Here is a 13,342-nt window from a genome sequence, read left to right as displayed (position 1 = left end):
TTTTTAAACTGAACAAACTTTTTTGTATTATTGTAATCTCTTTCAAAGTGGCACCATTTCAACCGAAATGGGTGGCACGGTCCGACCGAAATACCTACCCCTTAAAATCATCATATCCAACGGGTTTTGGAATAAAGTAAGGCCATTATTTTAATTTGCCAAATCATCCAAAATACAAAGCCACATTTCTATTAAGTCTATTGTAAAATCTCTTGTAGCAAATGTTAGCTTTTATTCCTAAATGAAATTAATGTCTCTTAATCTGGATAAAATTGTTCTGTCATTTAAGTCAAAATTTCCGAAAAAAGCTATGTTTTCAACATCTTGCTTTTTAGAGTCTCGGTAAATATTGATTTCTGGACGATAAAATTGTTGACTACTATTTGAAAGAGTTTGATAGTTTTGAGAAATTAATAAAGGTGAAAACATTATAGTAGTTTTCTCTATCGGACGATTTTTTAGATTCTCTAGTCTCTCAACATCACCAGTAGAGAAATAGATAAAATTTCTAATACTTGATTTTGGAAAACTATTCTTTATAGACTGCAAAATTATTCCGTCTAAATCGTCTATTGGAAAATATTCTTGTTTTGGATAATTAAGATAATAAGTAAAGTCTCTATTTTCTTCTTCAATTTCTTCAATTTTATATTCGGAACTAAAATAACGTTCATAAAAAATACTACCTAAAGAAGTATCTCTATTTTCTTGATCAGAGACTATAATAATTTCTTTTATTATTCTTATTTCATTTTGCGGTAAAACGTTAACTCTAATTGTTTCCATAATTGTTTATATTAATTCGATTTTTTTTAATAACTGCTAGTGCTCTTTCGCTAAAAGCAGTTTGTGATTAAAGAAGCCTAATCTTCGGATAAACACAAATTTAACTTATACAAAACTGACTATAAATTCGGCATAAAACTCCAACCTTGCCAAACGACTATTATAATAATGTTTATTTTTTTGTGATTTCTAATTTTTTCAATTCTTTTTCAAGAAATTTAAAGTTTACAGATTCAGGATTGTATTCATCTAAATGCATTGAAAATGTTTGTTTTCTAGTTTCGGGTTTCGAATTATTAAGCCTAGCTTTTTCTAATATTTCAATTAGCGTTATATTTCTATCTTTAATTATTTGAAGTAATGAATTCCATGAAAATATATCAAGAATAAAAACGTTTTCAGGAGGTAAAAAATGACTGTCAATAGAGTTCTCAAATTTATCTTTTCCAATTTCAAATAACTCACTAAATTGACTCCAGTATAATTCTTTATAGGTAATTATTAATCCCCAATTTTCTTTTTTAGAATTAATTTTTTTTGAGACATTTAAAAGCTGTTTGAAGTATGCCTTTAATATGGATTCTTTCAAAGAATTAAAGATTATCTCATCTGTTGGATTTACGAGAGGTGTAGGTTGCAGTTCAATAGCTTTGCATTCAATAAAAACATTAAAATCTTCTAAATAAAAATCAATTAGATTTGAATTAAGACCTAACTTTTTTTTCAATTGATTTTCATTGATGAAGGAGAAATTGCTTTCTATTATTCCTAATTGAATATATTTTTCAAATCTATTTCCAAACTCTGTTGTGAAATTTTCATCATTAGATTTTAGATAATCATAAATAAAATAGTTTATGCTATAATTTAAAACTCTTTCGTGTACTAAACGCACTTTTCCATTGTATAGTTGAAAAGGATAAATTGTAAAAAAAGTTGTTTCCAAATGTTGCAGATCTTCTATCTTAACCTTTCGTTTATATTCATTAATTTTCTGGTGAGATTGCATGGGATCAAGAACAACCAATTCAAGAAAATTTGATATTTTTTCATTGCTTGTTAATTCCGCGCAAACGTTTAAAAAATCTATTTCCAAATAATCTTCAAAATTTAAATTTGTGTCATCATGTTTTCGTGAATTTACATATAACCAAATTATTTGCATTATATATAGAAAATCAAAAATCGAAAGACCAGTTTTTTCTTTAAAAGATTTTTCTATATCATATTTTCCACTTAAAGTTTCGTAAAGATTTAATTGTACTGAAAAAACCTCTTTTCTTACTATTGTTTGTAAATAGAATTGTTGCGAATAAAATATATGCATAGCTATATCTAATCTACGATTTTTTATATAATTGCTTATATGCTCAGAATTAAAATCTGTGATATGTTGAAGAATAACATTGAATTTCTGACTAGTTAAAGCTTTTAAAGGATATTTTTCACCTCCATATAAATACGTCCATTTCATTAAAAGAAATATAAACCAAATTGGCCCAAATTCATCTCGATAGTGATCTAGTAATCTGTAACAATTATCAATTAAATCTTCTTTTCGGTGTTCTCTAATTCTATTTCTTATGTACGAAAATGTAATTTCCATGTGATTTATCAGTTTTGTAGTCAATTACGACCAACTTCTTTTATCTTTTATAAATGTAATTTCACTTAACTTTGTGCCATTCTACTTTAGAAAACATACGAGATAATATATTTAAAATGTACTTTTGGCATGCTTCCATGACTATGATGTAATCTAACAAGTTCTTCAATTGTTAAATTACTTACGTTAATATTTAGATTTTGTAAAGATTCAATCCACCAATCAATCTGACTATTTAATAAATCATAGTGCAGGCTTTGTAATAATTAAGAACCGTTCTTCTGATTTGCCACCTAAGCGATAGCGAACAGCAGAAGTAAATCATCCCAAATACAAAGCAAAGCAAACTTCCTATTAAGCTAATTCCTAAATCCGTTGTAGTAACGGTTGAACTAAACCTTCGGTAGCACTCACTGTTATTTTGTAACCTTACGAATATACTTAAAATTCAAATATTATGGTAACAAAAAAAAGAATCCAGAAGAGTTAAGAGAAAACAAACTTATCAACCAAGCCAAACGGGAAGTTCCTGGATTTACCGAACTACTTGACCGTTTTGAGCGCCCTGTTTCAGTTTTGGGCAGAAGTCAGAGTACTTTTAGTAATTATTCCTTTCATGTTGCTGCTATTTGCTCCATTTCGGAAAAATCCCCACGGAACTTGATCCCGAACAGGTTCATGATTACTTATTCTTTCTTCAGAAAAAGTCAAAATCACCTTCACAATCGTATTTCAAGCACACTGTTTACGGACTGCGATTTCTGCTTAAATCCGAGGGATTTCCGTATGAGTTTCTGCGATTACCTTCGATAAAATACGAGAAAAAACTTCCGGTGGTGTTAAGCAAGGAAGAAGTTTGGGCAATGCTTCAAAGTGCCACTTTACTCAAGCACCGAATCCTCATTGGCTTACTTTATGGTTGCGGACTTCGTTGTATGGAAGCACGTAGTGTACGTTTGCAGGATTTAGATTTTGATCGTAAACAACTCAAAGTAGTTCAAGGCAAAGGCAAAAAAGACCGTTACGTTCCGCTTTCAGAACATTTAATTCAAGGGCTCAAAAAGTACATCGAATCTGCAAAGGCAAAAGACTACCTCTTCAATGGACAACCTTTGCCTAATGGAGCTGGAGGCGATTTTGACAATCGTTATTCGCAACGCGGGGTACAATGGGCAATCAAGCAAGTGGCTGCGGCTACTGGAGTGAAAAAAAAAGTCCAGGTACATACTTTAAGACATAGCTATGCTACACATCTACTCGAACTCTAGCTATTAGCTGATGTTTTTATTTTATTCGTATAAAGAACAAAAATTTAATTCTAATATTAGTTCTTCTAATTCGATATCCCAAAAATTATTTTCTTTAAGAACATTGATAATTATTTGGTTATTATTATCAGTTAAAATAGTTGTTGCAACTGTCGCTGAAAATTCTTCTTTTCTATCAGCTTCTTTTAATAGGTTTTTATATTTATTTACCAAACGAATAATTCTTTGATGATTATTTTTTATATCAACAATTAAATCCGCTAAATTTTGGTTAATATCTTCTACAATTTCAATTATCTTTATACCTATATCATATCTCTTATTAACGAAGTGTTGTCTGTCGTTTAATGCAGTATAATCGATCGTTCGTCTTCCAATTTCCGATTTATCATAAAATCTAAATCCAATAATTTTTAGATGCTCTTTAGGATTATCAATTGTTGGATTTATTATTGGGTATAATTGAGTATTAAGTTCACCTTTGGTTGTGTTGGATTTTTTACAAGAGGGTAATAAATTTCCCCAAGTTAAAACATCATTTGGAAAGTGTACTTTTGGAAAAAAATGGTCAACTTCCATATATTTGCTTTCAGAGTTTAATCTGCATTCAGTATAGCAACATTTATTATATGAAAATTCTAATACCGATTTTCTAATGAATGTTTTATTCCAAACATCATCATTATCTAATAAATATTTAGCAGTAAGTTCAGCAATTAATTCATCAGTAAGTTTTACGGGTTTATTTGGTAAATCAAGCTTTATCATTGCCAATCAATTGTGAAAGTTGAAGTTTTAATATTTTTCTGTCTGAACTATTTGGATGTAATATTGCATCAAGTTTATTGTAAATAGAAAGAGCAGTTTTATAATCATTTAAATCTAATGCTTTATCAAATTCATTAAAAAAACTATTGTAAGTGTCTGAATAATTCCCATTTTGTAAATTCATTACATCTTCAAGTATTTCTTCAATTGACCAGCCTTTAAAAGTAGTCTTTGATGATTTTTTTATTAAAACACCATTTTCACTATTATCTAATATGAATAAATTTAATTTTTCAAGAGATTGTATTACTAATGGACTATGACTAGTAACAATAAATTGTGTTGCTGGAAAAATTTCAGACAGGAATTTAACTACATTTTTTTGCCAACTAGGATGTAGATGTAAATCAATTTCATCTATCAAAACAACAGCTGGTTCTGATAATGGATTTATAGAACGAGGATATCTCTCAAACATTTTTTTGCATAAGTCTATAATCCAAGATAGAGTAGTTTGATAACCATACCCTAAATCTTCTAATTTTGTCCAACCACTTTTTGTTTTAAATAGAATATTATTTTTTAAATTTTCTGATGAATCAAATTTGAAGTCAAAGATATCTGGAAATATACCACTCTTAATCAGCAATTTAAGCTTTTTCAGGTTTTCTGTTGCTACTTTTTGATTATTTTTATTTGCATAATCAAGTTGAAGTAGCCAATCTTCAATGTTTATTAAACTCATTTCTGGATTAAATAGAGTAGAGGAATTATAATTGTTTTCCTTACCGATTAATCCTTTATTCCCTGTTCTTCTCGTAACCCCATATCCATAAATTTGCAGATTTCTTAAAATATCATATTCACCACCTGTCCACATTTTAAATGGCTTAAATCCCCAATTTGGTCTATTGTTATTTTCTCTTCTCTTTTCTTTTTCAAAAAGAGAAAAGTTTCCATTAAAATGTAATTTGCTTGAACTTCTTTTTTTATACAAAATATCACAACCAATAAAACGATCTATTTTATCATCTTTTAACGAGTTAGTTTTTTCATAATCAACACTTCTCATTAAATTTAATGGTGCGCAATTTTTTTCAACATCTCCTTTGTTTTCTTCGCCAAATTTCAAAAGCCTAGGCTCTAAATCTGCGATTGATTTTAAAATATTAGTTTTTCCAGAATTGTTATTTCCTAAAATAACAGTCCATTGAACAATTTTGCCATTTTCATCAAGTAAATTAAAGTCATTTACACCTTTAAAACATTTAATGTTTTCAAGATAAATTCGACTGATGTAAGTGGTATATTTATTATTCATTTTTGATTTAATTTATGTCAAAAGTAAGTTTTTTTTTTGATTTAGTGAGTGTCCCAAAATATCAGCTAACGTCAGTCTGTTAAAAAACTAAAATCAACCTCTTTAGAATCTCATATTTGAGATTTTTCTTTGGCAGCCCTCCACATACTTTCCAAGTTTGAAGAGTTTTTTTCACTTCTTGACGGTCTGGTACTTGTCGAGGTTAGGGATTAAAGATGCGGGATTTTTCGATTAAACACAAATTTTCCAAATATAAAACCATCTTTAAATTCAGCCAAAACAGCCAATCTCGCGAAGTTGTTAGCGATTCGGGCTTTTTTTACGTCTCAGTTGTCGATAAATTCAGTTTTATGCTTTATAATAAAATCTACTTGTAATTGTTGTAAATTTTCAGTCTCGTAAAGTTTATAAAATTCTTCGTCAAACTTATTTAATGGATTGTCTTCATAAGATTTACTAAAACCTTCTATTGTTCCGTCTTGATGTTGTGTGATTTTTGGATTTTCTTTTTCAAAAATTTCATTACCTCGTTTCGTCAATTCGGCATATTTATTCGCTCCAACTAATTTTAAAGCATCTGGCAAATATTTATAAAACTGTCCACTCGAATTAAAGTAAAATTGATTATATCCACCATTATTAACTTCTGATTCTAAAGTCCAAATCATATAAATTGCTTGTTTTGATTTGTTCCAACTCATCACATTTGCAAATTCATTTTCATAATCTTCAAAATTCTTTTGCGATAAGTTGTCAAAAACTAATTGTAATAATTTATCGTCAGAAGTATTGTCAATTATTTCTTCACTTAGTTTTGTATAGATTTTTTTGTTATTAAATTCTTCAATTGATTGAGTGATTTTTTTGTCATTTTTTTTCCCGTTTGGCGAGCATCCAAGTACACTTAACATTGTCGATATAATCCCATAATTACTAAATTTCTTTTCATTTGTCTGTTTTTTTTTTCAGCCTGACCGCTAACGTCAGTAAGTTAAAAAACTTCCGTTTGTGTTTGATCAAATATAGCAAAAAAGTTGTATTAAAGCAGGAATTTTCATATTTTTAAGAATGCAATATATCTCAGGAATTTCTCGCCACCAGATGCGTATTTCAAGTTTAGAGGACACTATAAGTCCGGATAATCCGGTACGTTTTATCGAAGCTTTTGTCTCTTTTTTAGACTTATCAAAACTTGGTTTTTCAGTTCAAACACTTAATAAAGAGGGACGTCCAAGTTATAACAGTCCAGTATTTGTATGGATATCTAAATGGTTTGAGAAGTAGTCGTAAACTAGAAAAAGAATGTTATAGAAACATTGAAATGCAGTGGTTATTAGAAGATATTCGTCCCAATTATCACAGTATATCAGACTTCAGAAAGAATAATCCATTAGCATTAAAGAACTTGTTTAAACTCTATGTTGTCTTTTCAAAAGACGCCGATTTAATAGGCTGTGAAACCATTGCTATTGATGGAACTAAAAGCCGAGCGCACAATAGTAAGAAAGCTAATTTCAATCAAAAAAAAATAGATCAACATTTAGTATATATTGAAATCAAAACACAAGAATACCTAAATGCTTTGGAGGAAAATGATACCAAGGAGAATTCTACAGAAATCAAAAATATCCAACAAAAGATAGAGCGCTTAAAACAAGCTTCGCTATGATTTGCTGGAAGAAAAATTAAAAGCAAGCGGCGAACCTCAAATAAGCACTACTGATAGCGATGCCAGAGCCTTATTAGTACAAGGACAAGTAGTTGAAATATCTTTTAATGTCCAAGCTGCAGTAGATGCCAAACACAATCTTGTGGTAGCCACCCATACCATCAACAAGAACGACCGCAGTGCTTTATCTGCCATTGCTATTGAAGCAAAAGAGAATTTAGGTATAGAAACATATACTGCTTTAGTTGACAAAGGCTATCATAATGGCAAACAAATAGAAATCTGCAAAAAAGCGAACATCACTACAATTGTAGCACAGCCCGAACAAGGAAAAAATAAAGAAAGGATAGCTGAGGGTTATTTGATCTCGAAGTTCAAATACGACCAAACCAATGACACCTACACTTGTCCACAGGGTGAAACACTTAAAACTACAGGTCACTGGCACAAGAAAACCGATAAAGATAGTTATGAATTCAAGAGATACCGAACATCCAAATGCAGGGAATGTCCCGTGAAGCAGTTATGTACCAGCAGGGTGGCTGGTCGGGATATAGACCGTAGCCAATATGCCGATGCCGTAGAAGAAAACAATAAACGCTACCACGCAAATGCTCAACTCTATCGAAAGCGACAGGAAATCAACGAGCATATCTTTGGTACTATAAAACGGCAATGGGGTTACAACCACACCAACTTAACGGGATTAGAAAAAGTAAACGGAGAACATAGTCTAATTATGTTAGTCTATAACATTAAACGCAGTATTAATATACTGGGCGTTCCCGAACTTATTGCAAAACTCCAAAATTGGAACTCACCCTACAAAGCAAAAGTCTTGTTTTTACTGGAAACGACTTATTTAAAGCTAAATAGAGCTAACAATTTTTATCAGACCAAATTAGCAGCCTGAAAAAGAGCCTTCTCAGAAGGCTTTATTTGAATTGCAGTATAGCAAATTTTGAAGATTTAAATCGAAAAAAGAGGTTTTTTCACAGCCTGACGTCCTGGTACTACAGCGCCTCTGGGTCTAAATCAAGCCCATTCTTCAGATTTCCAAATCATTTCAATACAAAACCAACTCTCTATTAAGTCAATTACCTAAATCCATGAATTAATTATTCTATTATCAACTGTTTTTTATTGTTTCCAAAATTTATTCATTAGGGAGTCTTTTTAATTTTGCTTTTATTTTTAAAATCAACAAATAAACTTTCTCTTATTGAGCTTCGTCCCATTAGGCTTAGAATAATTTTCTCGGTTATTTCAATTTTTTTAGGACTAGAGTTATCTATTTTTTCACAAAGTTCAATTGCTAACATTGTGTCTTGTATGTTTATTAATTCTCTGAAATATAGGTTTAATTGGGATAAACTTTTATTGTAAATATAAATATTTGATGCTCCGATAAATTCAATAAGGATTCCTGAAATTCCTGTTATAATACCAACCGTTATATTTGGAGTTGTTTGAAAAAATATCAACCAAGCACCTGCAATTAGAGTTATAAGTCCTATAACAAGCAGTTATACTCCATCTGTAGCTACTTCTTGCTTGGCTCAAATTAATTGTATAATATTCTGTAATTTGATTTAAGCTGAGTTGAATTGTATCAATTACAGTATTATCTTTCTTCGAAATTCGTTCAATTATTTTTTCTCGTTCTTGTTTTATATTGTCAAGCTCTACCTTTAAACCATCTTTATCTATAGTATATGGTGTATACGATATAAGTGCAATTAGAAGTAAAAAAACAGAGAAGCTTCCTAATGCACCAAGAAATTGTAAGACTTCTTTATCTATTTTTTCCGAGATAAAGACTTGTATTAATGTAATCAATGTGATATAAAACGATAATCCAATAACGACATAGTTTCTAATTTTTTTATTCTTTCGGAATAAAGTAATAAGAAGAGAGATTATACTTTTAAATATGTCAAATATAGTATCAGGTATCATAGTTGTTTTTGGGATTTTTTCTTAAAATGGCTAATAACATTCTATTACTACAGCGGATTTGGGATTAAATTAATTCATAGTTTCGGATTTGCATCTCGAGTGATTATGAATAGGTAAAGCAAATCTTCCAAATACAAAATCACCTTTCCATTATTCATATTGCCCAAATCCGTTGTAGCTGTTGTGCGTCGTTTTTTTTAAATGGTTTTACATTGATTGATAGAATATAAACCATATGCGGTAAAGTAAAAATCATCGGATTTTGTATAGCTAGTAGATAAGTCTAAATTTAAATCGATAGATTGCTCTTTATTTTTCTCTTTATCTTCAACTATTTCTGCGTCAGAAAATCCATCTTCAATATTAATTTGAGGATCTTCGTTACGAATTAGTCCTAATGATTCCAAATTATCAATATAAATGGAAGTTAACTCTTAAGTTAAGTTATTTTTTTACATCGTTAAATAGAAAGAGAATATTGTCCGGTTTTATTTCTTCAAGTGTTTTATATTTTCTATATGATGTTTTAGAATTTTGAAAATTTTGTTCCCTTTTAAAGTTAAATTTAGTTTGTAGATAATCTAAAATTTTAGCTTCAAATGATGATAAACTAGATAAAGTATTTACTAATTTTGGCTCCATTCCATTTCCTTTAGAAGAAGCAATATTAGTAATTAAGTTTGCCCATTTAGTTTTAAGGTCTTCTTCTTCTAATGAAGATTTTTCTAACAAAGGAACAAGAGTTTTTAAGTTGATTTGATGTGGTTTCAAACCATTTTTTTTCCATAATTTGACTAGCTTATCAAGTATTTTTATCTGATTTTCCAATCGTTTTACTCGCATTGTATCTCCAAAAATACCACCTATTTCTTTAAAACCTTCTCCAAATAATGTACTAAACAGCTTTTCAGTTTTGTCTAATATTTGTTTAGGAAGATTTAACGTGTCAATTAGTTCTTTCATATTAATTTTTTCTTAGGATTCGGTAGGTTTGGGTATTTCGGTCGGACCGTGCCACCCATTATCTAACCTTTCAATATAAAAGTGGTTTTCGTATTTATTTGTTATTGGATATCTTGAAAAATCCATATTGTCGCCTTTTCCCTAAGTCGAAATCAAAGTAAATAATTCATCTATGTATTGAATCAGGTTAATATTTTTCTCGTTAAAGTTCTTTAACCAGTCATATCTTTATAATCCAAAATTTTCCTTTTACAAGATCAAGCATTTGTTTGATATTATGGCTTCCTTCAATTTTTTTAATTGATTTTTGAAGTTTGTTTAAAGTCCAAATAAGCGCTTTTAGGTATAACTCAATGCCGTGATTAGCATTATTTAGAATTGGAAAGATTAGTATATCAGCCTTTTTATCAGAATTATCTACTAAGCAACATTTTGTTAGCTGAATAGCTGATAATAAATAACCTTCAGCAAGAACAATTAAATTTTCAACATCTTGTTGTTTTGAAGTCCGCCAATTAAGAAAAGCCGTTTTATCATAATCATCATTTCTTGTAAATATTTCTTTCATACGTATATTTCTTTTAAAATGCACCATAACGTTTGGCCGCTTGGCGATGTGGCGGCTTAAAGAAGCTTAAACTTTCGGTTTATGACTAATTTTTCAGGTACAAAACCATCTTTAAATTAAGCCTAAACCCGCCATATTCCCAAACGGCGGTTATGCGATGTTTTTTTGCAATTATCGATTTTCCAATTCGATTACCTTTTGCTCAGAAATATCATACTGAATTGCTCTTCTTTTTAAAATTCTTCTTTGCTTTTCAGTTATTTCTCCATCGATTAACATTTCATGATATTCATCTAAATATTCTGTTTCATTTTTATTTAAATTTGCCAAAGAAGTTAAATAGCTTTCTAACTCAGTAGCTCTTTCTTTAGATATGCCTTTTTTTACTCTAAATCTTTCTAAACTACTTCTTTCTTTTTCATCAATTACACCATCATCTTCGAGCATAAATTTGACTTCTTCTAAATATTCTTCTTCATTAATAAAAGTAGAAGTATTTTCAGGATCTGTCTCAATAGTTTCATTTGACAAGTTCATAATTGGTTCAAATTCAATTTCAATTTCCCAATGAATAGTATCATTTTGATTAAAAGTGCTTTCTAAAAGTTCTGTAATATTCTTATTCTTCTCTACGTTCGAACTTCCCTTTGCACTGAAAACTTTATAACTCGCGCCAACTTCCATATATTTCACAAATGCTTCTTTTAAAGTTTCTTCCTCTTTTTTTGAAATTGAATGACTACTTTTTGAGTTTAAAATGTCGTGATGATTTGTTATGTTTCCAGTAATTCTTTGTTTGTATAATCTTTGCCAAGTTGATTCATTTTCAAACCAAATCATCTCTGAGGGTAAATATGGTTTTTTTGTTGGTTCAAAAATTTGGGTTCTATAATAAGAAGTTTCACTTTCTTTTATTTCATCAGTTAAATTATTTTTATTTGTTTCTTTGTTTTTAATTTGGTTATTATCTACATTAAACTCTAAACCTTTAACTCCAATTGTTCCATTTAGGGTCTCATTTTTAGATTTAGAAGACGATAAGTTTGTTAAACTTGCTTTGCTGTTTTTAGTTCCTTTTGCAACTGATATAGTCATTGATTTAGCGCCTAAACACTGTATGAAATATGAAAACTCTTCAAATTTATCTCTAAAAAGAATCATTTCATAATCGGAATAAGGCATGTAAATATTTTTTATATATGGATGTAATATATATAGTTCTTCTTTTCTAAGTGTATTATTGTAGAAATTTATTTTTTCTGGAAGACTATTTCTGTCTAAAACTATAAAAGTTTCTTCAGGTGTACATTCAAGTTCATCGCTAATAAAAATTAGTTTTCTCTTTTGGTATGGTAGATTAATGAAATTCTCATTAAATCGATTTTGAATTTCATTAATTTCATCTTTATATTTTAATTTTTCAATAGTGTCAGAACATAAATTGTACGCTTTTTTGTGATACAATATGGAGTCATAATCAATATTCAATTCTTGTAAAATTTCAGCTTTGACTCTATACCAAAATTCTAAATTTATTTCATTTTCATAATTTTCAAGCAAATTATTAATTATTTTTAAAGCCTCAGAATTTTCTTTTTTTAAACATAATGCCATTACTAAATAATATCCTAATCTAGAATCACTTACTTTTTCATCTGTAGCATTTACATAATTGTCATAAATTTCAATTGTTTTTACAACAAGCTTTTGTATTTCGATTTCATCCAATTCCGACATTTGTTCTTCTAAGGTTGAAAGTTTTTCAAGAATTAGCTCGTATGTTTTATTTATTTCATGAGCTTGTTTTACAAATAGATTGAATAAATGAAGAAAAGAAACACAAAGAGGGGCATCAGGATATGCCATTTCAAATATTCCGAAAAAATTTGGGGCAATTCTTAAGCCTGTATTTTTATTATTCAAATTGAAAATAAAATAAAAGCTTGAATCTTCATATTTGTATTCAACCGAATCAAAATCAGACCAACAATAGGTATTTAAATGATTATTAAAAAATATTGATAATTCTTGTGATGTTATAGCTAAAGAATCAGATGAATCATAAATCCAGTCTTCACAACAAAAAAGTAAATCTGTATATTTAGATAATTTATGATTTTTTTTAACTCGCTCTAATATTTCTTTTGGTATTGGATCAACATAAATTGAACTAATTCCATCTATTTTTGATATTTGATGAAAAATTGATTTAATTGTATTCATTATTTTTTTTATAAAACGGGATTATGTTTTCCTTTGTTGGTTCCTAGAGGATGACGATGGCATGTGTTACCAGTTAATCCAATAATTGTGGTTGCTAATGTACCACAGTATTTACAACTGTACTGCGATTTTTCACTTCCCTCATAGAGTTTATGGTTTCCTTTACTCGCACCTAGTGGATGGCGATGGCAAGAATTAGCTGTTAAACTCG

13 protein-coding genes and 1 pseudogene are annotated in these 13,342 nt (G+C 29.4%); 3 read left to right on the top strand and 11 right to left on the bottom strand.

Annotated elements, in window-relative coordinates; all coding sequences use genetic code 11:
* Positions 1 to 237: 237 nt before the first annotated feature.
* Entirely contained in the window at positions 238 to 786 is a 549-nt protein-coding gene (locus ACQKCJ_RS15800; protein ID WP_427402396.1) for a hypothetical protein, read from the bottom strand.
* 172 nt (positions 787 to 958) lie between these two features.
* Entirely contained in the window at positions 959 to 2,392 is a 1,434-nt protein-coding gene (gene gapS1, locus ACQKCJ_RS15795) for a GapS1 family protein (RefSeq protein WP_427402395.1), read from the bottom strand.
* A 629-nt stretch (positions 2,393 to 3,021) separates the two neighbouring features.
* On the opposite strand from gapS1, the gene ACQKCJ_RS15790 reads away from it, so the two are divergent.
* Entirely contained in the window at positions 3,022 to 3,660 is a 639-nt protein-coding gene (locus ACQKCJ_RS15790) for a tyrosine-type recombinase/integrase (protein ID WP_427402394.1), read from the top strand.
* A gap of 21 nt (positions 3,661 to 3,681) precedes the next feature.
* On the opposite strand, the gene ACQKCJ_RS15785 is transcribed toward ACQKCJ_RS15790, so the two are convergent.
* The 3 genes from ACQKCJ_RS15785 to ACQKCJ_RS15775 all read right to left on the bottom strand — a co-directional run bounded on the left by ACQKCJ_RS15785 (position 3,682) and on the right by ACQKCJ_RS15775 (position 6,660).
* Positions 3,682 to 4,428 carry an HNH endonuclease gene (locus tag ACQKCJ_RS15785; RefSeq protein ID WP_427402393.1) on the bottom strand — a complete coding sequence of 249 codons (747 nt, stop codon included), beginning with the start codon at positions 4,426 to 4,428 and terminating at the stop codon, positions 3,682 to 3,684.
* Positions 4,415 to 5,749 carry an AAA family ATPase gene (locus ACQKCJ_RS15780; RefSeq protein WP_427402392.1) on the bottom strand — a complete coding sequence of 445 codons (1,335 nt, stop codon included), beginning with the start codon at positions 5,747 to 5,749 and terminating at the stop codon, positions 4,415 to 4,417. Before ACQKCJ_RS15780 ends, ACQKCJ_RS15785 begins: the two co-directional genes overlap by 14 nt.
* A 326-nt stretch (positions 5,750 to 6,075) precedes the next feature.
* A complete protein-coding gene (locus ACQKCJ_RS15775) occupies positions 6,076 to 6,660 on the bottom strand; it encodes a DMP19 family protein (protein ID WP_427402391.1) in 585 nt (194 codons plus the stop codon).
* Between the two features lie 281 nt (positions 6,661 to 6,941).
* Here ACQKCJ_RS15775 and ACQKCJ_RS15770 point away from each other — a divergent pair, with 281 nt between their 5' ends.
* Both ACQKCJ_RS15770 and ACQKCJ_RS15765 read left to right on the top strand, forming a co-directional pair.
* The gene (locus ACQKCJ_RS15770) at positions 6,942 to 7,418 is read left to right on the top strand and encodes a transposase (protein ID WP_427402390.1); all 477 of its coding nucleotides are present in this window, start codon (positions 6,942 to 6,944) and stop codon (positions 7,416 to 7,418) included.
* A gap of 1 nt (position 7,419) precedes the next feature.
* Positions 7,420 to 8,331, top strand: coding sequence for a transposase (locus tag ACQKCJ_RS15765; RefSeq protein ID WP_427402389.1), 912 nt, complete (start codon positions 7,420 to 7,422; stop codon positions 8,329 to 8,331).
* Between the two features lie 250 nt (positions 8,332 to 8,581).
* Here the strand turns inward: ACQKCJ_RS15765 and ACQKCJ_RS15760 are convergent, their stop codons facing one another.
* The 6 genes and pseudogenes from ACQKCJ_RS15760 to ACQKCJ_RS15735 form a co-directional block, all read right to left on the bottom strand.
* Positions 8,582 to 8,740 (bottom strand): hypothetical protein, encoded by a 159-nt coding sequence (locus ACQKCJ_RS15760; RefSeq protein ID WP_427402388.1) that lies wholly within the window; start codon positions 8,738 to 8,740, stop codon positions 8,582 to 8,584.
* A 51-nt stretch (positions 8,741 to 8,791) separates the two neighbouring features.
* Positions 8,792 to 8,926: pseudogene (locus tag ACQKCJ_RS15755) on the bottom strand (TRADD-N-associated membrane domain-containing protein); the annotation flags it as partial.
* A 648-nt stretch (positions 8,927 to 9,574) separates the two neighbouring features.
* Positions 9,575 to 9,784, bottom strand: coding sequence for a hypothetical protein (locus ACQKCJ_RS15750; protein WP_427402387.1), 210 nt, complete (start codon positions 9,782 to 9,784; stop codon positions 9,575 to 9,577).
* Between the two features lie 37 nt (positions 9,785 to 9,821).
* Positions 9,822 to 10,340 carry a hypothetical protein gene (locus tag ACQKCJ_RS15745; RefSeq protein ID WP_427402386.1) on the bottom strand — a complete coding sequence of 173 codons (519 nt, stop codon included), beginning with the start codon at positions 10,338 to 10,340 and terminating at the stop codon, positions 9,822 to 9,824.
* 220 nt (positions 10,341 to 10,560) lie between these two features.
* Positions 10,561 to 10,908, bottom strand: coding sequence for a hypothetical protein (locus ACQKCJ_RS15740; protein ID WP_427402385.1), 348 nt, complete (start codon positions 10,906 to 10,908; stop codon positions 10,561 to 10,563).
* A gap of 171 nt (positions 10,909 to 11,079) precedes the next feature.
* On the bottom strand, positions 11,080 to 13,131 hold the full coding sequence (locus tag ACQKCJ_RS15735) for a hypothetical protein (protein WP_427402384.1): 2,052 nt from the start codon (positions 13,129 to 13,131) through the stop codon (positions 11,080 to 11,082).
* Between the last annotated feature and the right edge of the window lie 211 nt (positions 13,132 to 13,342).

Source organism: Flavobacterium sp. NPDC079362 (genome assembly GCF_050267765.1).
GTDB lineage: Bacteria > Bacteroidota > Bacteroidia > Flavobacteriales > Flavobacteriaceae > Flavobacterium > Flavobacterium azizsancarii.
This window is presented reverse-complemented; position numbering and strand designations above follow the sequence as displayed.